Here is a 20,360-nt window from a genome sequence, read left to right on the forward strand (position 1 = left end):
TGGCGCATTGACGGGCCGCGACGCAGGGGCGACGCTGAGTGCGTGACAGTCCACGACGGTGACCTGGGCCTGTCGTTGTTCGACGACCGGTTCGTCCAGGATCCCTACCCGCTCTACGCGCGGATGTTGGCCGAGGCGCCCGTGCACCGCATCGGCACCTCGGGGTTCTACGCGGTCTGCAGCTGGGACGCCGTCACCGAGGCACTGGCGCGGCCCGAGGACTTCTCGTCCAACCTGACCGGGACGATGACCTATCGGTCCGACGGGACCGTGGACATGTTCCCGATGGACGGGCTCGGCGGGCCCACCCAGGTGCTCGCTACCGCCGACGACCCGTCCCACGCCTGGCACCGCAAGATGTTGGTGCCGCAACTGGCGGCCAAACGCATCCGAGCGCTGGAGTCGTTCGTCACCGAGACGATCGACCGGATATGGCGTGGCGGCCGAGTCGAATGGATGAGCGCGGTCGCCGATCGACTACCGATGATGGTGGTGTGTCGGCTCCTCGGCGTGCCTGTCGAGGACACCGATCAGCTGGCGTCCTGGGCATGCGCCAGCACTCAGTTCCTCGGCGGACTGGTCGGCCAGGACGGACTGGATTCTGCCGGCACTGCCGCAGTGCAGCTGAGCGGCTACATCGCCGAAAGGCTGCAGGAGGCGACGAAGAACCCGCCGGACAATCTGCTCGGCGATCTCGCCTCTGCCTGCGCCACAGGCGAAGTCGATGTGGTGACCGCCCAGATGATCATGGTGACGCTGTTCGGCGCCGGTGGTGAGTCGACGGCGTCGCTCATCGGCTCGGCGGCCGACATCCTCGCCACCCGGCCGGAGATCCAGGTCGGGCTGCGGGTGAACCCGCACCTCGTCCCGGCGTTCCTGGAGGAGGTGCTGCGGTTCGAACCGCCGTTTCGTGGCCACTACCGGCATGTGCGCAACGACTGTTCGCTCGGCGGGCAGGAGCTCGCAGCGGGCTCGCGGCTGCTGCTGCTCTGGGGAGCGGCCAACCGGGACCCGGCTCATTTCGAAGCGCCCGACGACTTCCAACCGGGCCGCCCCGGCGGCAAGACGCACCTGTCCTTCGGCAAGGGCGCACACTTCTGCGTCGGCGCCGCCCTCGCCCGGCTGGAGGCCCGGATCGTGGTCGAGCATCTGTTGGCACACAGCACCCGGATCGAAAAGGTCGAGCCGGCCCGGTGGCTGCCCAGCCTGCTGGTGCGTCGACTGGAAAGCCTCTGTCTCAAAATCGAATAACCGAGTGCACAGGGGGCGGTCCGCTCTGGCCCCTCATCATAGGCAATCGACATCGGCTGCATTCACCGACCGGCCTGTAGTCGTAAACTGTTGTCTTGCAGCCGGTTTCAGGCACGCCTCTTTGCAGAGTGCACCTCTCCTCCTTTGGGAACGCGGAGGTGCACTCTGCTGAAGCACGCGGCTGTCAGGCTGCTTGGTTTTCTGGTGGTGCGGGGCCGCCGGGTTCGCCGGGTTCGCCGGTGCGGGTCGCTTCGGCGGGCTCGCCGGGTTCAGTGGTGCGGGCCGCTTCGGGCTCGACCCGCTCGGCGGTGGTCTCTGAACGAGCGGGCTGTTCTGGTGGGTTGAGGAGTCGTTCGGGGAGGTGGTGGTAGTTGATCCGGGTCTGGCCGGTGTCCAAGGGTGGTGGCGGGATCCATTCGACCTCGCAGCGTTCGTTCATCCGGGTGCGCCAGCCGCCGTCGGTGTCCACAGCGCGGTTATCAGGCCCGCACGCCAAACCCATCTCGTCGACGTTGGTGTTCCCGCCGGCAGCCCAGTCAGCGGCGGCGTGATGGGCCTGGCAGCCGTAGGCACCCACGGTGCAGCCCGGTTTGGTGCACCCCCCATCGCGGGCGATCAGCATGATCCGCTGCGCCGGGGACGCGACCCGTTTCGCCCGGAACAACGCCAACGCCGAGCCGGTGGCTTTGTCGAACACCGCCAGGTGATGGTTGGCGTGGGCACCCATCCGGATCACCTCGGCGATCGGCACCACCGTGCCCCCACCGCTGACACCGACCCCGGCACGCGATTCCAGATCCTGCAACGTGGTGCGGATGATGACCGCGACCGGCAACCCGTTGAGCGTGCCGAGTTCCCCGCTCATCAACGCGATCCGCCCCACCACCACCAGCGCGTCGTGCTGGCGTTGAGCCAGGCTGCGGTGATCGTTGTCGATCTGGGCTTGCGACGGCACCCCCGAGGTGCACGGTTCAGGGTCATCAGGGTTGCACATTCCCGGTGCGGCGTACTTGGCGAAGATCGCCTCCCACACCACCGCAGCTTCAGGAGTCAACTCCCCGGTGACCGGGGTCATCGCATCACCGCGCTGCTTACCCAGCCTCACTCCGCGTTTGCGGGCCCGCTCGGCATCATCAGGCACCGGGCCGTCCTGATCGAGCAGAAACAACCTCAACGCGGCGGTGTCTTTGAGATCCTTCGGTCCCACCCCGGCCGCGACCCGCACCAAATCGACCTCGAACTGCCCACGGGTCGCGGCGTCGACAAAACCCGGCAGCCGGTTCACCGCATTGCGGATCACCGCGACATGCTCGGCGTTGATCAATCCCAACGCCCGGGCGGCCGCAGTCGCCGGCAGTGCTGCGGGCAGCGGCTCTCCGGTCACCGCGCGCCGCGGCGCCAACACCGCCGCCTCACCGAGACGGCGGTGGGCTTCGCCATGGGAGATCCGCCACCGGATCGCCAACACGTCCTTCCACGACTTGGCACCCAGCTGCTGCGGAGTCGCCTCGACCTGCAACCGGCCCAACAACCGATCCCGCAACCCCGGCAGCTGACACCACAACGTCTCCAACTCATCGAGCGAGTCGATCAACTCCGCACGGGTCAACAGGTCGAGATCGCAGGCGGCCACCACATCGAAAGCAGCCCGCAACGCGGCCACCGCCTCCTGCAACACCATCCCCGCACCCGACATGACTCGAACATACATTCGACCACCGACACGTTCCGGTCGCCGGCGCTACGACCTAGGCGATCAACGCGCCAGATCGACATCAAGGCTGCTCGAAACGTTTGGCGTCACGCCAGTCACAGCCGTGATGTCGATGTCGGCCCGAGGGTCCCGACTCGGTGTCCTAGAGCTTGAACCGGCCGGCAAATCCTCGCAGCGGCAGGTCGGCGCTGGTGATGATCCCCGGCGGCGCGGCCACCACCGACTTGATCGAGTTCAGCGCCGGCATTCCGGTGACGGTCATGCCGATGGAGGCGAAGTTGGCGGGGTCGGACAGGTCGACTCCCGGCCTCGGAAAGATCATGTGCTTGTTGTAGATGTTCGGGTCGCCCTTGATCTGGGTGATGTAGCAGCCCTTGATATCCCAGCTCGGATCCGTGTGCGGGGTCATCTGCCATTCCAGATGGGTTTCGACACGCGGTATCCCGTCCACGATGCCCTGGTATTTGATGTAGTTGCCGCCCAGCGAGCCTTTCGGCAGCCGATACCAGCCGAGGTCGACATCCTTGGTGCAGGCGCCGAGTTCGTAGCTGAACTTGACCTCGTCGAGCGCGAGATCGAAGCAGTCGGCCATCATCAGCACGCTGTCGGCGAACACCCGGGTGTACTTCTCCAGCTTCCCCGGGATCTCGGGATCGTCGACGGGCTGGCCGTAACCCACCTCGATCCAGGTGTCCTTGGAGTGGTGACAGGACACGTCGACCGACTCGATCGTCGTGACGTTCTCGATCTCGGCGACGTCCGCCGAGCAGACCACGCCGAGGATCTGGTTGACGCCGGGATTCATGCCGGTGCCGTAGAACGTCGAACCGCCCTTCTCACAGGCTTCTTGGAGCAGCTGGGTCACCGGTTTGCCGGAGTGGTGCGGGTGGTTGCGGTCACGGTGCCACCCGGTGATCCAGTCGGCGGTGGTGACGATGTTGATCCCTGCCTCAAGCACGCGGACGTAGAGGTCCTCGTCCGGGAACACCCCGTGGAAGGTGAGCACATCGGGTTTCGCGGCGATGATCTCCTCGATCGTGCCGGTCGCCGTCACACCGTTGGGCGCCAACCCGACCAGCTCGCCGACATCCCTGCCGATCTTGTCGGGCGAATAGCAGTGCACACCTATGAGTTCGACGTCGGGCTGGGTGGCAATCCGCTTGATCATCTCGGAGCCGACGTTCCCGGTGGCGACCTGGAACACCTTGATGGGACTCATGGAATGCCTTTCTGGAGTGGTCATCTGCTGTCGGCGGCGGCAAGTTCAGCGGCGCTTCCGCCCCTGCCGTCGGGATAGAACTTCATCGCCCACTGGCGGATGGCGGTGAACCCCGCCAACTCGGAGCTGGCCAGCGCCGGCGGGTCGGAATACCGCTGATGTGCCCAGATGTGGATGTCCTGGCTGAACTGCCGGATCACCTCGGCACCGAAGTCGTGGGCCTTGGCCTCGGCACGCGCAGGATCTCGGCCCGACTGGTCGGCAGGCCGGCCGATGTAGACCATGAACCGCACATCGGAGGTGAACTCGTCGACCGGGGTGATCGCCGAGATGGTCCGGTTGTCGATCATTCCCCAGCTCTTGGTCACCGCGATGCCGAGCCCGCCGTTGATCGCCTCGACGCCACTGTTGATGTCTTCGATCCGCTGACCGTCATCGCCTTCGAAGGTGATGGTGAAGTCGACGTAGGACACCGGCCCGTCGAAGTCGTGGCGGGTGAACACAGGCACGATCGGGGTGTTGTGCACGTACTTGAAGTGGGCGAAATCCACGCCGTTCTCCAGCACGTACTGCGGGTGCATCTGCAGGCCCTGCCGGAACAGCCGCTGCTGGGGAAAGTAGTCCGCGGCACTGCTGTCGTCGCCGAAGTCGGCGAAGATGTCGGGCGCCTCGAAGAACGGGTCGCGGTCCTCGATGTCGTGCCAGATGTAAACCGACTCGTTGCGCTCCACCACCGGGTATGTCTTGATACGGCGGCCACGGTTGGGCCGGTCCTCGTACGGGATGCACACGTTGCGCCCCTGCTGGTTCCACTGCCACCCGTGGAACGGGCACTGCAGCACCTCACCCTTGACGGTGCCGCCGTACCCGAGGTGCGCGCCCAGGTGTTCGCAGTAGGCGTTCATCACCGTCAAATCACCGGACTCAGCCCGCCAGGCCACCATCTCCTGGTCGAAGTACTTCATCGTGTGCACGTCTCCGACGGCGATCTCATCGGACCACGCGACCTGAAACCAGCCGGTCGGTTTCATCGACAGGGGTGGTTTGGCCATCGACAATCCCTTCGCGTCCGGCGGCGGCTTCGATGAATGGTAGAGCAGTCTATGAAAGAAACATAGTGGGTTCTACGAAACCTTCGCTATCCTCGGTGCATGACCGAGGTGGCCGAGCCGACCGGGGTGCCCGCGCGCCGCACGAACCGGCGCGGCCAAGCGACCCGCGAGAACATGCTCGAGGCCGCCCTGCGCTCACTGGCCTCGGGAGATCCCGGGTCGGTGTCGGCCAACCGGATCGCCAAGGACATCGGCGCCACCTGGGGTGCGGTGCAGTACCAGTTCGGCGACGCCGACGGGTTCTGGGCCGCGGTACTGCACCGGACTGCGCAGCGTCGCGCCGAGATCTTCGCCACCATCGAGGAGAGCGCACCGCTTCGCGACCGCGTCGCGGGCATCATCGACACGCTGTATCACGGCCTGGCGGAGCCGGATTCGCGTGCGATCGAGAATCTTCGGGCCGCCCTCCCCCGGGATCACACCGAACTCGAAAGGCTCTATCCCCAGACCGCCGCCGAACTGTACTCATGGGGTCAGTCGTGGCTGCAGACCTGCCGCAACGCGTTCGCCGGCCTCGACCTCGACCCCGAGCGGGTCCGCGAGGTCGCCACCCTCATTCCCGGTGCGATGCGCGGCCTGGTGTCCGAGCGCCAGCTGGGTTCCTACGCCGACCTCGACGTCGCCCGCCGCGGCCTGACCAACGCGCTGGTCGCCTACCTGCAGTCAAGGGACTGAATTTCCGCTAGCTTTCACGAGTGGACATCTTCGACGAGTGGCTTCGAGGCGGAACGCGGCTGCGCTGGACGTCGACCACACCGGCCAACGGCGGGGCCGAGGTCGAGGTGTTCACCCGCCGCTGCGGCACCCCCGGCGCACCGGCACTGGTTTGCGTCCACGGCTTCCCGACGTCCAGCATCGACTACCACGGGCTGGTGGGTGAACTCGGCGCCGAATTCGACGTCTTCACCGTCGATTTCCCCGGCTACGGGGTGTCCGACAAGCCGCCGCATCCCCATGTGTACTCGCTCTACGACGACGCGCGGCTGCTGGTGCACCTGATCACCGAGGTCTGGCAGCTCCGCGGATACCGGATGATCACCCACGACCGCGGTAGCAGTATCGGGATGATCGCCCTTGCCATGCTGGCCGAGCGCGGCGCCGCCACCCTGCCCGACGATGTGTTCCTGACCAACGCCAACATCTTCCTGCCGCTGGCGAACCTGACCGCCTTCCAGGTGGCGTTGCTCGATGAGGCCTCAGGACGGGCCACAGCGGCGGCTGCCTCACCCGAGATGCTGGCCGCCGGCCTGGGGATGACCACGTTCATGCCGCGGCGCACCCCCCAGGATCCCGAGATCGCAGCGCTGGCACGGTGTTTCGCATACGCGAATGGAATCGAGGTACTCCCCGACACGGTGAAGTACCTGCACGAACGTGCCGCCGATGAGGCTTCCTGGCTGCAGCGACTGTCCACCATCGATGTCGACATCACGCTGATCTGGGGTCTACACGACAGCGTAGCGCCGCTTCGGGTGGCCAACCACGTGTGGCAGACCTACCTGAAGGACAGTCCCGGCCACAACCGCTACTGGGTGGTGCCCGGTGCCGACCACTATGTGCAGTGCGACGCCCCCGGCGAAGTGGCCCAGATCATCCGGCTCACCACAGGTAGCACCGAGGTCGCACTCCAGACGATCGGCGATCGGCCCGACGGTCCGGTGCTGGTGGACCAGTCAGGCCGCGATACTGAATGAGGCTGCGGCGCCGAGGATTCCGACCGAGTCGAAGGCGTCGTCGATCGCCGCGAGTTGCGCGCTGGTGAACCCGAGTGTCGTCGCGGCGCTGAGCACAGCGGCGCGTCCGTCGGCGAAGACCGCGCCGGGGCTCAGCCGATACAGCGAGTGGTAGAACACCCTGGCCCAGGTTTCGTCCGAGACGCCGCTGGTGGCATCGGCCGTCATCATCCGGTAGGCGGCATGGCTGAAGATGGTGCTGTTGATGTGTTCGCCCGCGTCGTCAGCAGTGCCGGTGTAGCGCGTCGAGTAGTGGGACCGGTAGGGCCCCAGTCCCGTCGCCACCGACGCCGGGTCGGCGAGATTTCGGATGATCCCGTAGTCGGAGTCCTCGCCCAGCAGCCACCGCCCGGCACCCGACTTGCCTTCGATCAGCACACCGAGCACGTCGGCGTAGGCCTCGTTGAGTGCGCCGGACTCGCCGTAGTCGAGCACCGACCCTCCGGTGCCCACCACGTAACTGACGACGGCGTGGGTGAATTCGTGTCCGACGATGTCGAGTGCGGCCTGCAGGTAGCCGCTGTTGCCGTAGCCGAACTGCTGTCGGGTGGGGTCCCAGAACGCGTTGGCGTAACCACTGGCGGAGGAGTACGGGCTGTACCGGATGCTGACGTCGACGTGCGCGCCGGCGCCGTCGAACGAGGTGCGACCCAGCACGTCGACGAAGTAGTCGTAGACGACGGCGGTGTTGGCGTGCGCGGAGACCGCGGCCCGGTCCCAGCCGAACAACCAGCCACGCTTGACCACGGCACCGGGCAGCACCGGGCCGCCGAAACCGAAGAAACTGTACGAGGTCTTGTAGGTGGTGATGTTGCGCGTGCTGTCCGCCATCTTCCGGCTGGTGAAGAAGAACACCCGGGTGGAGTCGACGGTGATCGTCCGTTGCTCGCCGAGCCAGTCCGTGGCGAGGTTCGTCGTGGTGAGGTCCTGAGCGTTCGAGATCGTGACGAGGATGTCGCCGGCATCCTCTCCGGCAGCGCGAATCAGATACGTTGCGCCGGAAGGCGACATGTCGCCGGTGTCGGGAAGTTGCACGATCACCTGCCACACCAGGCCGGGTTCGGTGTCCTCGTGCCGGTAGACGACGAGCTGGTTGGCGAATGTGGTTCGGGCGATGAAGGACTCGACGGCTTCGGGGTCCGCGGAACCCAGGTAGGCGCTGCCGGCGATCAGGTGCACCTCCGTGTCGGTGTCCACCGTGGCGTCGGGGGTGACGTCGAAGCCCGCGGAGAGCCCGAGATAGTTGTTGAACAGACTGGTCACCGCACCCCCGGAGTCGGTCACCAGGATCACTTCACTGCCGACAACGGTGATGCCGGCGATGGTTTCGTTGAACTGGTAGAAGTGCTCGCGGGAACCCTGCGCGCCGGCCTGCGTGACGGTGATGGCCGACGGATCGGCGAACCCAGGTGCCGCGCCCAGGGCCGGCGCCACCGAGTTCATCACCGCGGCGGCGTCGGCCGCCGAGTTCACCAGGGTGTCGGTGAAGTGCCCGTCGATGATCCTCACGGACCCTTCGACGTCTGCGGTGACCGCGACGCCGCCGCGTGACACCAGATCGGTCAGGCCGATGGTCGCCAGATCGTCACGCTGGGCGGAGGGCGGCGCGGGGACCACGACCGTCACCTTCGTCGGCCCGGTGACGCCGAGAAGGCCGAGCAGTCCGTGGACGTGGAACGGGTTCCCGACGGTGTCGTCGACGGTGATCGTGAATCGGTCACCGCGAAGTGGCATTCCGGCATCCGGGGTGTAGGTGAAGTTGCCGAGCGCGTCGACGACCACGCTGCCGCGCTCGGGCGCTGCGCTGACGATGTAGGTCAGCGTGGTGTCGTCGAAGTCGACAGCGTTGAGGCTGCCGGTCAGCACACCGTCAGGGCCCGGACCTGAGGTGGAGACCTGCGCAGTGGGCCGTTGGTTGTTCACGACGTACTGCGTCTGGCGCACGGCCAGCCAGAGCGACTGCATCAGCGCGGACACCGGCGTCGCGGGGATGGGCAGATCCTCGGCCAGGGGCCGCAGGCCGACCCAGGTGAGCACATCGGTGACGATGCTGTTGACCGTGACGGGCCGGGCGCTGACCACGTCCTCGAGCGTGGGTTCACGCAGCGCGACGGCCGTGGTGGCCGGTTCCCGGGTCTGCGGCGCCGCGACGGGCGACACGGCGTCGTCAGCCTCGATGGCCGCTGCGCGCGGCTGGGCCGGTGCGCTGCCGGTGTCGGGTTCGACGGTGTCGGGTTCGTCGTCAGCGGTGGGTTCGACGGCGGCGGGTTCAATGTCAGCCGGCGCATGGTCGCGGGACAGCCGCTCCCCGGACTTCCGCGATTCGCGGGTCTGCTCGTCCTCGACATCTGGCTCGTCGGCTTGCTCGGTGTCCATGTCGACGTCGGCAACCTCGACGTCGGTGTCGCTCTCGTCGGGTTCTGCGGTGTGCTCGTCGGTGGCGGCCCGGTCGGAATCGGATCCGGCGCCGTCGTCTGACACCCGGGACGTGGTGGAGGCGGCGGGGGTGTCGTCCCGCTTGGCCGGCTCCGACGTGTCGGCGGACTGCGACGAGCCCGACGGTTCCGACGGGGCGGCCGCAGCGACGCCCGGGCCGACAGCCAGGCTGATGCCGATCCCGATCAGCGCAACACCGGCGAACATCCCCCGCCCCGGCCTGATCGGACGGCGTCCTCGATCACAAACGGCCACGTCGACCCCCCAGAGTTGGAAAAAACGTACCACCCCACAGCAAACATCCGAAGGGTCTGCGCGGATCGTCAGATCTGCCCGGTCGGCAAAGTGCGAAATCCTCACCTACCTGGCGACGGACACGCTCCGCCGATCCGAGAAGCGGGTGGCGGACACCCGCCTCTAGTCTGGGCACGGTGACACTTGTCCTGGGTCCCATCCTGCGCCATGTGGGCGAGACGACCGCGATGGTGTGGGTACAGACCGATACGCCGGCGGAGGTGGCGGTGCTGGGCTGCGCCGCCAGAACTTTCGAAGTGCAGGGACACCACTACGCGCTGGTCGCGGTGCAGGGACTGAGCCCGGACTCGGCAACCGAATACCAGGTACACCTCGACGGCGTGCAGGTGTGGCCCGAGCCGGACTCGCACTTCCCGCCGAGCGTGATCAGAACCAGGGGCCCGGACAGGGCCGACCGGCTGAGGGTGATCTTCGGCTCCTGCCGCTACCCGAAGACCGGTGACGACAAGCTCGACGCCAAGCTCGGGGTGGACGCCCTGGACAGCTACACCACCCGGTTGACAGCGCTGCCGATCGAGGAGTGGCCGGACGCGCTGTTGCTGCTCGGCGACCAGGTGTACGCCGACGAACTCACCCCGCAGGCCCGCCGCCACCTGGCCGGCCGCCGGGCCAAGGGCCGACGTCCACCGGACGAGGTCGTCACCTTCGACGAGTACGAGGGGCTCTACCGACACACCTGGGGTGATCCGGAGATCCGGTGGATCATGTCGACCCTGCCGACGGCGATGATCTTCGACGATCACGACATTCGTGACGACTGGAACACCTCCGAGGCGTGGCGCGCCGAGGTCAACAAGACACCGTGGTGGCGCGACCGCATTCGCGCGGGACTCGGATCGTATTGGGTGTACCAGCATCTGGGGAATCTGAGCCCAGACGAGCTGGCCGCCGACGACGACTACCGCAAGGTGCTGGCCGCCGAAGGAGACTGCTGGCCGCATCTGGTCGACCTGGCCGACCGTGCGGACACCGAGGTCGACGGCAGCAAGGGCCTGCGGTTCAGCTACCGCTGGGATCTGGGGCGCAGCCGTCTCATCGTGGTCGACTCGCGCAATGCCCGGATACTCGGCAGCGGGGCGCGAAAGATGCTGGGCGACGGCGAGTTCAGCTGGTTGGAGGCACAGGTCAACGACGATCTGGACACCATCGACCATTTGGTCATCGGGTCCTCGTTGCCGTGGCTTCTGCCCCCGGTGCTCGCAGATCTGCAGACGGTCAACGAGATCGCGGCCGGCCGCGGCGGGGTACGCGGTCGGCTCGCCGAGAAGATCCGTCAGGGAGCGGACTTGGAGCACTGGCCGGCGTTCATGGAATCGTTTCTGCGGCTGAGCAATCTGATCGACGACGCGGCGGCGCCGAAGAACGGACCGGCGACGGTGTCCGTGTTGTCCGGCGACGTGCACCACAGCTATGCCGCGCGCGCCGACTTCGGCGGAACAGCCGCCGGGCGGGTGCATCAGCTGGTGTGCTCTCCGGTGCACAACTACGTGCCGACGTACGTCAAACCGGCGTTCAAGTTGGGCTGGTCACCGCGGATGGCGCGGATCTCGCGGCGTTGGGCGCGTCGACACGGCTCGGCCGCGCTGCCGGTGTCGTGGCGCAACCTCAGCGGCCCGCTGTTCGGCAACACCATCGCGACGTTGCAGGCCCGCGGCCGGAGCGCCGACGTCATATTCGAGCAGCCCCGCGACGACGGCGAGTTGGCCACGGTCGCCAGGATCGACCTCACCGCCTGATCAGGCCACCGATCGGCTCGATGCGCACCGCCACGCCGTTGAGCACCGACATGCCGGCCAGTCGCTCCAGGTCGGCGGCGTCATTGGAGGTCAGCTCGTTGACGTTGGCACCTCCGGAACGGTTGGCCAGCTGCCAGCCACCGCGGTGTCCCCAGCCGTGCGGGATCGCCAGGGTGCCCGGCGACATCTCGTCGGTGATCTGCACCTCGGTCTCGATGGCTCCGTGCGGCGAGGTGATCCGCACGCCGCCTCCGTCCGACACCCCGGCGGCGGCCGCGTCGGCGGGGTGGATCCTGGCGCGATGACGTCGGTTGCCCTTCATCAGCGTCGGACTGTTGTGCATCCACGAATTCTGCGAGCGCATCTCGCGCATGCCGATCGCCATCAACGGGAAGTCGGGGTCGTCGGGGTGACGGTCACCGAGACTGCACACCTCGGTGAGAATCTCCTCGGGCGCCAGCACGACCTTGGCTTCGGGATGCCTGACGGCTGAGGCGCGGATCCCGGTACCGGCGTGCTCGGCCAGCACGATGCCGTGCGGGTTGGCTTTGAGCTTGCGCGGGTTGATGCCCTTGCGCCGCAGTCCGAACCGGTCGCCGTAGGGTCCGATCCGCATCAGCAGCTCGACCAGCCGCCGGGGTGTGATGCGGCCGATCCCGCGGCGATCCAGCCAGTGCAGGATGCCGTTGAACCGCGCGAGCGGACCGGTGGCGAAGATCGACAATCCCATCCGGCGGGCCAGCTCGTCGAACACCTCCCATTCGTTGCGCGCCTGACCGTACGGCGCGAACACGGGTTCGGCCGCCTGGATGAACACCGTCGGGGAACAGTTGGCGAAGCTGTACGGCACGTCGTAGCGCTCGAGGAAGGTGGTCGCGGGCAGCACGTAGTCGGCGTGGCGGTTGGTCTCGTTGACATACAGGTCCAGCGAGACCAGCAGATCGAGTTCGTCGAGCGCCTTTTCCAGCATCGGCCCGTTGGGCACGGTCAGCACCGGGTTGCCCGCGGTGACGAACAGTGCGCGCAGCTGCCCGTCGCCGGGGGTGATGATCTCCTCGGCGATCAGCGCGGCCGGGTAGGTGCTGATCACCTCCGGCAGGTCACCGATGCGGGACCGGGCGCTGTTGTACGTCAGCCTGCCCGCCTTCTCCCCCATGTCCTCCAACGGAATCACGGCCTGGGAGAACAGCATTCCGCCGACGCGATCGAGGTTGCCGGTGACGATGCTCAGCGCGTCCAGCAGGAAACTCACCAGGGTGCCGTGCCTGCCCAGACACGCCCCGGTCCGGCCATAGGCCACCGCGCTGCGGGCGGTGGCGAAGTCGCGGGCGATACCGCGGAGCACATCGGGGTCGACGCCGGTGCGGGCCTGGGTGTCCTCGGGCGGGAAACCGGCAGCGATGTGACGCAGCGTCTGCCAGCCCGTCGTCTGGGCCGTCAGCGCATCGGTGTCGGCGAGATCCTCGGAGAAGATCACCTGCAGCATCGACAGCAACAACCACGCGTCGGAGTCCGGTCGCACGGGCAGATGCTGGTAGGCGCGGGCGGTTTCGGTGCGCCGCGGGTCGACGACCACCACCCGTCCGCCGCGGCGGGTGATGGCCGACAGGTCATCCTTGATCCGTGGTGAGCGCACTGCGCTTCCGTGCGACACCAGCGGGTTGGCGCCGAGCATGAACAGGAAGTCGGTGCGCGGCAGGTCGGGGAACGGGATCTGGCTGGCGGCGCCGTAGAGCAGCTTGCTCGCGACGAAGCGTGAGTTGATGTCCTGAGAGCCCGACGAGTACTGGTGGTGTCCCCCCAGTCGGGTGAGGAACATCCCCGACCACAGCCCGGTGGCGTAGCCGAACGCGATCGGGTTGCCGAAGTACTGCCCCACCGCGCTGCCGCCGTGTTCGGCGACGACGCGGGTGAGCCGGCCGGCGATGTCGTCGAGGGCCTCGTCCCAGCCGACCTCCTCGAACGTACCGTCGGCACGTCGGCGCAGCGGCGAGAGCACCCGGTCGGCGTCGTTCTGGATCTCGGAGAACGCGATCCCTTTCGGGCATGCCCTGCCCCGAGACAGCGGATTGTCCGGATCCGGACGCAGCGACTGCAGGCGACCGTCCTCGACGGTGGCGATCATCCCGCACAGCGCTTCGCAGATGCGGCAGTAGGTGACGTGTTGCTCGACGGCCATCGAGACCCTTTCTGTCAGCCCCTACAGTCGCACCCCCGCCGACATTTCGCTAGACATAATCACAAAAGTGTTCACTGTGTCGCGCGGTCAGTGCACACCCTCCATCTGGCAGCTGATCCAACCCGCGATCGCGAACACCACCACACCGGCGACCACCGCCACCCCGCCGAGGATGCCGAAGTAGGCGACCTCGCGCGCCGGGTCGTAGTAGCCGGCGAGCACGCCCGACATCGCCGTCCCGAGGCCGACGGAGAAGAAGTACAGCGCCATCATCTGTGCGCGGAACGCATCCGGCGCAAGCTTGGTGGTCACCGACAGGCCGATCGGCGAGAGCAGCAACTCGGAGATCGCGAACACCGCCATGATGGCCATCACGAGCAGGGCCGGCACCGCGGTGATGCCGGCCAGCGGGACGAAGCACAGAAACGCGAGACCCATGCCGATCACGCCGTACGCGAACTTGTGCGGTGTGGTGGGCGCCCGCTTGCCCAGCCGCGTCCAGACGATCGCGAACACCGGCGACAGCAGGATGATCCACACCGGTTCGATCGACCCGATCCAGCTCGCCGGTGCGGTCCAGCCGAAGATCGACCAGTCCATCCGCTCATCGGAGTACACCGCCAGGACGGTGAAGATCTGCTGGAACAGCGACCAGAAGATGGCGTTGGCGACGAACAGTGGGATGAACGCGCGCACCCGAACCCGTTCCGGCACGGTGACCTTGGCACTGGTCAGCATGATGGCGAAGTAGCCGATCGAGGCGACGACGATGACGCCGGTGGTCACCTGTGACAGGTTGGCCAGTGTGATGAGCTGCAGCGCGATCGCGATCCCGATCACCAGGAGCCCGCCCACCATCACGGCCACAGTCTTGGTGATTGCGCTGCGCGGCAAGGGGTTCGGCACGTGGCGGCCGTGCTCGCCGAGGTTACGCCGGAATATCACGTACTGGGTCAGACCCAGCGCCATGCCGACCGCCGCCGCGCCGAATCCCCAGTGGAAACCGATGCGGGTCTGCAGCAGGCCGGTGATCAACGGGCCGACGAACGCGCCCAGGTTGATGCCGAGGTAGAACAGCGTGAACCCGCCGTCGGCGCGCGGATCTCCCTTGCCGTAAAGGGTGCCCAGCAGCGACGAGGCGTTGGCCTTCAGCGCACCGGAGCCCAGCGCCACGCACACCAGACCCACGCCGACACCGACCAGACCCGGCAGCACCGCCAACCCGATGTGGCCGATCATCACCACGACGCCGCCATAGAACACAGTGCGTTCCATGCCCAGCAGCCGGTCGGCGACCCATGCACCCAGAACGGTGGACAGGTACACCAGCCCGCCGTAGGCGCCGACGATGCCGGTGGCGGTGCTCTGCGGCAGGCCCAGCCCCCCGTCGGTCACCGAGTAGTAGAGGTAGTAGCCGAGAATGGTGAGCATCCCGTAGAACGAGAACCGCTCCCACAGTTCGACGCCGAAGAGGTTGGTCAAGCCGATCGGATGACCGAAGAATGTGCGCGGTTGCTCCTGCTCGCGGATCGTCATGCCGATACCTTGCACCTTTCCTGCCTCGCGCGCGGCGGTAGCGAGGCAAGTTGCATGCAGCTGTGTGACACGAAGAGACTGTGGTCGGCGACGTGAGCATGCCAACTGTCGCCCTGTGTGGCTGTCGTCGTCTGCAACCATGGGGTGAGTGGTCCCAGAGGAGACGCCGCACATGAGCGAAGTGAAGTTTTTGGAGCTGCACGGTGATCGCGTCGCTTATCAGGACGCCGGCACCGGGGACCAGGCGTTGTTGCTGATCCACGGAATGGCAGGAAGTTCGGAGACGTGGCGCGCGGTGATCCCGCAGCTGTCGAAGAGGTACCGTGTGATCGCTCCCGACCTGCTGGGACACGGTCAGTCCGCCAAACCCCGCAGTGACTATTCGCTGGGCGCCTTCGCGGTGTGGTTGCGGGATCTGCTCGACGAGTTGAAGGTGTCGCGCGCCACGGTCGTCGGCCAGTCGCTCGGCGGCGGTGTGGCAATGCAATTCGCCTACCAGCACCGCGATTACTGCGAGCGGCTGGTGCTGATCAGCAGTGGCGGTCTCGGCCCGGACGTCGGCTGGACCCTGCGTCTGCTGTCCGCCCCCGGGGCCGAGCTGCTCCTGCCGGTCATCGCACCGCCTCCGGTGGTCACCGCCGGCAACAAGCTGCGCTCGTGGTTCTCGGCGAGTGGGATCCAATCCCCGCGCGGCGCCGAGATGTGGAGCGCGTATTCGTCGCTGGCCGACTCGGAGGCGCGGCAGGCGTTCCTCAAGACGCTGCGCTCGGTGGTCGACTACCGCGGCCAGTCGGTGAGCGCGATGAACCGGTTGCATCTGACGTCTGACCTGCCCACCTTGGTCATCTGGGGCGATCAGGACAAGATCATCCCGATCGAGCACGGCTACGCCGTCCACGACGCGCAGCCTGGGTGCCGGCTCGAGGTGCTCGGCGGGGTGGGCCACTTCCCCCACGTCGAACGGCCCATCGAGGTCTCGGACCTGATCGACGACTTCATCACGACGACGAACCCGTCGCCCGACACGGTCGTGTAGCCGGCCGGGAAGCCGACCGTCGACTGAGCACTCCGGGCCGGGTTCGGTCCCTACACTCGGCGACATGCCCGTTCCCGACAAACCCCGCCCAGGACAGGAGTCGGTGTGGGACTACCCCCGGCCGCCCCGGCTGGAGGAGTTCACCGGCTCGATCACCGTCGAGCTGGGCGGTCAGGTCGTCGCTGCCGCGGAGCGGGCCTGGCGGGTGCTCGAGACCAGCCACCCGCCCACGTACTACCTGCCCCAGGAGTGCTTCGGCGAGGGCGTCCTGCGCGTGGCTCCAGGGTCGTCGTGGTGTGAGTGGAAGGGGCGGGCCAGCTACTTCGACCTGGTCACCCCGTCGGTCGTCGCTCCCCAGGCGGCGTGGACCTACCTGAAGCCGACGCGCCCGTTCGCCGCGATCACCGGCGCCCTCGCGGTGATGGCCGCGCAGGTCGATCGGTGCACCGTCAACGGTGAAGAGGTGGTGCCGCAACCGGGCGGGTTCTACGGCGGGTGGATCACCAGTCGCGTCTCCGGGCCGTTCAAGGGTGTGCCGGGTTCGATGGGATGGTGACCCAGAACGGGATCACCATCGCGTTGGCGGTTGTCGTCGCGCTGCAGTTCGCCGGGCTGGTCGCACTCGGTGTGCTGCTGATCGTGTCGCGGCGGACGCTGGCCGACACCCGCAGGCAACTCCGGCGCCACCGCGACCGGGCCGCTACACCACGCCAGGCTCGCCGCAGGCCGCTCGGCGTCGCGCCGCGCGCGGTGAGAACGGTGGTGCACACCCTCCAGGGCGCAGACTCGCTGATCCGCAAGGGCATCGTCGGATCGGTGCGCAGTTCGGTGGAGGACCTCGCCGGGTGGGCGCGGGTGGAACAACCGGACCTCGCCAGCATCACCTCCGACGGCCGGGTGGTGCTGGTCTTCTCCGACATCGAGGGCTCGACCGAACACAACGAAGCGCTCGGTGACCGCGCGTGGGTGAAAGTCCTGGAACGGCACAACGACTTGGTCGAGCGCCGCGTCGCCGCCCATCACGGCTACGTCGTGAAGAACCAGGGCGACGGGTTCATGATCGCCTTCGCCCGGCCCGACGAGGCGCTGCGTTGCAGCGTCTCGGTGCAGCAGGCCCTGCGGGACGACCCTCAACGGTATGACGGCATCAGGGTGCGGATCGGCGCGCACGCAGGTTCGTCGGTGCGGCGCGGCGATGACCTGTTCGGCCGGGATGTCGCGATGGCGGCGCGGATAGCGGATCTGGCCGACGGCGGCGAGATCCTCGTCAGCCACGCATTGCGGGAGTCGGTCCCCGACACCGCCGACATCGCTTTCGACGAACCGATCGAGGTGGAGTTGAAGGGACTCAACGGCACCCAGACGGTGTACGCGGTGGACATTCCCGCTGGTCAGTGACCCGAAGTTTGAATTTGACGGATGTGGCAACTCTGTCCCGGCAGTTGTAAACACTACGTACCGGATCGGATTGACCATGATTGTGCTCGGCATCATCCTCCTGTTGATCGGCTACTTCACCAGCCTCTCGATCCTCTACACCATCGGCGGAATCCTCGTCGTCGTCGGCGTCGTGCTGTGGATCCTGGGAGCAGTCGGCAAGCCCGTCGGCGGTCGAAAAGTCTGGTTCTAGGTCTCGACGTCCCGCGTCGCAGGGCCATCCGGGCAGTGAACGGGTGATCCGAGACGTGTGACAGCCGAAGGTTTTTGGGAATGGCGCGGGGTGTGAGCACCTCGCGCCTTTCCGTTTGTCTCGACCCCCGCACATCGGTGCGCGCGGATCGCCGTGTATTTCCCCGTTCATCTGCGCTCGAGCGCGTAAATTGATCGCGGGCGGGTGTTGACGAGACCAGTGGGGATCCGGATGAGACGTTCTACACGCACGATGCTGACGACCGGCGTCGCCGCGTTGTCCGTCGGTGCGCTGGTGACCACCCCGTCGCTGCCCCCGGAGGCGTTGCGGACCGTCCTCGGCTTCCGGCCGCTGACCTTGAGTACCGAGTTGAGTACCGCGATCACCCAGCCCGCGTCCGGCGCCTCGGTGACGCGGGTTTCGGAGGCAGAGCTGGAGACCGCGCTGGCGCTGATCGAACAGCTCGCCCCGGTTGCCGACGGCCGATTGGTCACCGTCGGTCTGGATGGCGACGACGGGCCGGGTGCCGCCACCGTCGCACCGGCGAGGTCGGGTGACGCCGCTGCGGCGACCGGCGAACTTCCCGGTGATCCCGCGACCGCGCAGGCGATCGAGGATCCCGCCCCGCTGAACGCGGCATCGGATCTCATCGACGGCGTCTACTCCTTCACCCGATACTGGGCCAACTACGTCTCGCTGGAACTCGGCCCCTGGTTGATCAACTGGGTTCCGTTCGGATACCTGATCTCCGACCAGATCTACATCTGGTACCCGGACTTCGTCCTTCCGGTGGTCGACAGCTTCGTTTACGACTTCCTCGACCCGGTGGTCAACAACCCGCTGGACCTCGGGGTGTGGTTCGACGGTATCGGCGACATCATCAACACCGCCGTCACCGGGGTCTACAACGGAATCGTCAGCGAGATCGACTACGTGCTGAGCTTCGGCTGGTTCCCGATCCCGCTGCCACCGCTGCCGGACTTTCCGCTGCCCGGGCTCACCTCGGACTCGACGGTGGCCACGGCCGCGCCGACGGCCGACGACCTGGGCGCGAATGTCACCGATGCCGACGATGTCACCGAAGACTCCCCTGTCGAGGAGGGGGCGGAAGCCGAGGAAGCCGGCGAAGAGTCCGCTGAGCCGCCGGCCCAGGAGGATCCGGCCGAAACGGCCGTCGACGATGTCGATGCACCGACGGAGCTCAAGCGGCAAGAAATTCCCGAGGGTCCGGTCGACGAGGGCACCGAAGAGGACGAAGAAGCCGCGGTCGACGAAGAAGCCGATGAACCCGAGACCGAGGTCAGCGAGGACGCACCCGACAGCGCTGCCGCTGAACCCGAGACCGACGATGCTGACCGGGCCGACGACAAGGACACCGCATCCGACTCAGGCGAGCGGTCCGGTGCCGAGAGCAGCAGCGACTCCGATTCTTCCGACTCGGACGACTGAACTCACGAGTTCTGTTCGATGTAGGTGTCCGCATCCCGGTCACGTCCGCTGATGCCGCGGCCCGCCTGATGCTCGGCGTAGAATCGCAGCCACTGCATTCCCAGCTCGTGGCGCAGCTCCAGTGACGCACTCTTGATGAAGTCGGGCATGGCCTCGCGCTCTTCCTCGTCGAGATGCTCGCCGTTTTCCTTGCGCGCTGCGATGACGGCCTCGAACCACTGTTCGCTGCCCGGCTGGTGCTCACGTGACCGGCGCACCGCGTCGCGGATGGAGTTGTGATCGGTGATGGCGTCTTCGGTTTCGTCCTCGGGGTCCCCTTCGGGGTTGCCGGGATGGTCCCTGCCCCCGTGCTTGAGCAACGCCGGATAGAACACGGCCTCTTCGGCGTCGGCGTGGGTGTCGAGCCTGGTACTCAGGACATCCCATACCGCCGCGAGTTCCTCGGCGCTCGCGGCGTCGTCCAGGCGGAAGAACTCCCGGCGCAGCCAGTCATGGTCGGCGTAGATCAGCTCGATGATGTCCGCCATGATCGTTACCTACTTCCTCGAGATCGGACCCTCGTGGATCGCTCACACATCCCGGAACCTCGCCCGTACCTCCGGCGCCGGGATCGGACAGGTGTCGTGAGTGCCGAAGACCCGGTATCGGATTCGTGCGAACCCGTCGTAGAGCCGGTCCCGCACCGGTGCGGGGATGATGCCCGCGCCTTTGAACAGCCGCCACGGGCCGCCGAGATAGTCGGCCACCCGCAGCGCCGCGGCGGACTTGACGTACACCTGCTCGACGGGCTGGTCGGGGTTCTCGACGAACACGATCGAGTCGACGGCCGCCAGCTCGGGGTGGCGGTTGATCACCGCTGCGGCGTAGTCACTTTGGAGCGCTGCGAACTGCAGCGTCCCATGCGGGTCCAGACGCAGGATCGTCTGCACCGCGCCGTTGCAGAATCCGCAGACCCCGTCGTAGAGCAGCACCGGTACGGCGCCGGGCGCCTTTCCAGGGGCCTTTCCGGGCGCC

Annotated in this window: 17 protein-coding genes; 9 read left to right on the forward strand and 8 right to left on the reverse strand. The window is 67.0% G+C overall.

The window, feature by feature from the left end:
* Positions 1 to 42 precede the first annotated feature (42 nt).
* Positions 43 to 1,251, forward strand: a complete 1,209-nt coding sequence (locus G6N53_RS21975; RefSeq protein ID WP_237166603.1) for a cytochrome P450 — start codon at positions 43 to 45, stop codon at positions 1,249 to 1,251.
* Positions 1,252 to 1,435: 184 nt separating this feature from the next.
* Here G6N53_RS21975 and G6N53_RS21980 read toward each other — a convergent pair whose 3' ends face one another.
* The 3 genes from G6N53_RS21980 to G6N53_RS21990 form a co-directional block, all read right to left on the reverse strand.
* The gene (locus tag G6N53_RS21980; protein ID WP_163892095.1) at positions 1,436 to 2,962 is read right to left on the reverse strand and encodes a DUF222 domain-containing protein; all 1,527 of its coding nucleotides are present in this window, start codon (positions 2,960 to 2,962) and stop codon (positions 1,436 to 1,438) included.
* Positions 2,963 to 3,107: 145 nt separating this feature from the next.
* Complete coding sequence (locus G6N53_RS21985) at positions 3,108 to 4,184, reverse strand: NAD(P)H-dependent amine dehydrogenase family protein (RefSeq protein ID WP_163892098.1); 1,077 nt, start codon at positions 4,182 to 4,184, stop codon at positions 3,108 to 3,110.
* 20 nt (positions 4,185 to 4,204) lie between these two features.
* Positions 4,205 to 5,236 (reverse strand): aromatic ring-hydroxylating dioxygenase subunit alpha, encoded by a 1,032-nt coding sequence (locus G6N53_RS21990; RefSeq protein WP_163892101.1) that lies wholly within the window; start codon positions 5,234 to 5,236, stop codon positions 4,205 to 4,207.
* Between the two features lie 99 nt (positions 5,237 to 5,335).
* Here G6N53_RS21990 and G6N53_RS21995 point away from each other — a divergent pair, with 99 nt between their 5' ends.
* Together G6N53_RS21995 and G6N53_RS22000 are read left to right on the forward strand one after the other, a co-directional pair.
* Complete coding sequence (locus tag G6N53_RS21995; protein WP_163892103.1) at positions 5,336 to 5,971, forward strand: TetR/AcrR family transcriptional regulator; 636 nt, start codon at positions 5,336 to 5,338, stop codon at positions 5,969 to 5,971.
* 20 nt (positions 5,972 to 5,991) lie between these two features.
* The gene (locus tag G6N53_RS22000; protein ID WP_163892106.1) at positions 5,992 to 6,990 is read left to right on the forward strand and encodes an alpha/beta fold hydrolase; all 999 of its coding nucleotides are present in this window, start codon (positions 5,992 to 5,994) and stop codon (positions 6,988 to 6,990) included.
* Here G6N53_RS22000 and G6N53_RS22005 read toward each other — a convergent pair.
* Positions 6,970 to 9,672 carry a M4 family metallopeptidase gene (locus G6N53_RS22005; RefSeq protein ID WP_163892109.1) on the reverse strand — a complete coding sequence of 901 codons (2,703 nt, stop codon included), beginning with the start codon at positions 9,670 to 9,672 and terminating at the stop codon, positions 6,970 to 6,972. The two genes, G6N53_RS22000 and G6N53_RS22005, sit on opposite strands and share 21 nt — an antisense overlap.
* Positions 9,673 to 9,896: 224 nt before the next feature.
* On the opposite strand from G6N53_RS22005, the gene G6N53_RS22010 reads away from it, so the two are divergent.
* On the forward strand, positions 9,897 to 11,516 hold the full coding sequence (locus tag G6N53_RS22010) for an alkaline phosphatase D family protein (protein WP_435405301.1): 1,620 nt from the start codon (positions 9,897 to 9,899) through the stop codon (positions 11,514 to 11,516).
* Here the strand turns inward: G6N53_RS22010 and G6N53_RS22015 are convergent.
* On the reverse strand, positions 11,506 to 13,695 hold the full coding sequence (locus G6N53_RS22015; RefSeq protein ID WP_163892113.1) for a molybdopterin-dependent oxidoreductase: 2,190 nt from the start codon (positions 13,693 to 13,695) through the stop codon (positions 11,506 to 11,508). The two genes, G6N53_RS22010 and G6N53_RS22015, sit on opposite strands and share 11 nt — an antisense overlap.
* 87 nt (positions 13,696 to 13,782) lie before the next feature.
* A complete protein-coding gene (locus tag G6N53_RS22020; protein WP_163892116.1) occupies positions 13,783 to 15,231 on the reverse strand; it encodes a peptide MFS transporter in 1,449 nt (482 codons plus the stop codon).
* Between the two features lie 172 nt (positions 15,232 to 15,403).
* Between G6N53_RS22020 and G6N53_RS22025 the strand changes: the two genes are divergently transcribed.
* The 5 genes from G6N53_RS22025 (at position 15,404) to G6N53_RS22045 (ending at position 19,346) form a co-directional block, all read left to right on the forward strand.
* Entirely contained in the window at positions 15,404 to 16,267 is an 864-nt protein-coding gene (locus G6N53_RS22025) for an alpha/beta fold hydrolase (protein ID WP_163892118.1), read from the forward strand.
* 64 nt (positions 16,268 to 16,331) lie between these two features.
* Positions 16,332 to 16,823 carry a DUF427 domain-containing protein gene (locus G6N53_RS22030; protein ID WP_163892121.1) on the forward strand — a complete coding sequence of 164 codons (492 nt, stop codon included), beginning with the start codon at positions 16,332 to 16,334 and terminating at the stop codon, positions 16,821 to 16,823.
* The gene (locus G6N53_RS22035; RefSeq protein ID WP_371870848.1) at positions 16,820 to 17,665 is read left to right on the forward strand and encodes an adenylate/guanylate cyclase domain-containing protein; all 846 of its coding nucleotides are present in this window, start codon (positions 16,820 to 16,822) and stop codon (positions 17,663 to 17,665) included. The genes G6N53_RS22030 and G6N53_RS22035 overlap by 4 nt, the downstream gene beginning before the upstream one ends.
* A gap of 70 nt (positions 17,666 to 17,735) precedes the next feature.
* Positions 17,736 to 17,897, forward strand: coding sequence for a hypothetical protein (locus G6N53_RS22040; protein WP_163886479.1), 162 nt, complete (start codon positions 17,736 to 17,738; stop codon positions 17,895 to 17,897).
* Positions 17,898 to 18,128: 231 nt separating this feature from the next.
* Positions 18,129 to 19,346 carry a hypothetical protein gene (locus tag G6N53_RS22045; protein ID WP_163892128.1) on the forward strand — a complete coding sequence of 406 codons (1,218 nt, stop codon included), beginning with the start codon at positions 18,129 to 18,131 and terminating at the stop codon, positions 19,344 to 19,346.
* Between the two features lie 2 nt (positions 19,347 to 19,348).
* On the opposite strand, the gene G6N53_RS22050 is transcribed toward G6N53_RS22045, so the two are convergent.
* Positions 19,349 to 19,873, reverse strand: a complete 525-nt coding sequence (locus tag G6N53_RS22050) for a hemerythrin domain-containing protein (RefSeq protein ID WP_163892131.1) — start codon at positions 19,871 to 19,873, stop codon at positions 19,349 to 19,351.
* Between the two features lie 42 nt (positions 19,874 to 19,915).
* Complete coding sequence (locus G6N53_RS22055) at positions 19,916 to 20,317, reverse strand: thiol-disulfide oxidoreductase DCC family protein (protein ID WP_163896210.1); 402 nt, start codon at positions 20,315 to 20,317, stop codon at positions 19,916 to 19,918.
* Positions 20,318 to 20,360: the final 43 nt, after the last annotated feature.

The sequence above is a fragment of the Mycolicibacterium hippocampi genome (genome assembly GCF_010723735.1).
Taxonomy (GTDB): domain Bacteria; phylum Actinomycetota; class Actinomycetes; order Mycobacteriales; family Mycobacteriaceae; genus Mycobacterium; species Mycobacterium hippocampi.

Excerpts from the sequence above, each read along its gene's own strand:
- G6N53_RS21985 (WP_163892098.1), bottom strand. The coding sequence starts at position 4,184 with ATGAGTCCCATCAAGGTGTTCCAGGTCGCCACCGGGAACGTCGGCTCC.
- G6N53_RS22030 (WP_163892121.1), top strand. The coding sequence starts at position 16,332 with ATGCCCGTTCCCGACAAACCCCGCCCAGGACAGGAGTCGGTGTGGGAC.
- G6N53_RS22025 (WP_163892118.1), top strand. The coding sequence starts at position 15,404 with ATGAGCGAAGTGAAGTTTTTGGAGCTGCACGGTGATCGCGTCGCTTAT.
- G6N53_RS22005 (WP_163892109.1), bottom strand. The coding sequence starts at position 9,672 with ATGTTCGCCGGTGTTGCGCTGATCGGGATCGGCATCAGCCTGGCTGTC.
- G6N53_RS22045 (WP_163892128.1), top strand. The coding sequence starts at position 18,129 with ATGAGACGTTCTACACGCACGATGCTGACGACCGGCGTCGCCGCGTTG.
- G6N53_RS21995 (WP_163892103.1), top strand. The coding sequence starts at position 5,336 with ATGACCGAGGTGGCCGAGCCGACCGGGGTGCCCGCGCGCCGCACGAAC.
- G6N53_RS22050 (WP_163892131.1), bottom strand. The coding sequence starts at position 19,873 with ATGGCGGACATCATCGAGCTGATCTACGCCGACCATGACTGGCTGCGC.
- G6N53_RS22015 (WP_163892113.1), bottom strand. The coding sequence starts at position 13,695 with ATGGCCGTCGAGCAACACGTCACCTACTGCCGCATCTGCGAAGCGCTG.
- G6N53_RS22020 (WP_163892116.1), bottom strand. The coding sequence starts at position 15,231 with ATGACGATCCGCGAGCAGGAGCAACCGCGCACATTCTTCGGTCATCCG.
- G6N53_RS21980 (WP_163892095.1), bottom strand. The coding sequence starts at position 2,962 with ATGTATGTTCGAGTCATGTCGGGTGCGGGGATGGTGTTGCAGGAGGCG.
- G6N53_RS21990 (WP_163892101.1), bottom strand. The coding sequence starts at position 5,236 with ATGGCCAAACCACCCCTGTCGATGAAACCGACCGGCTGGTTTCAGGTC.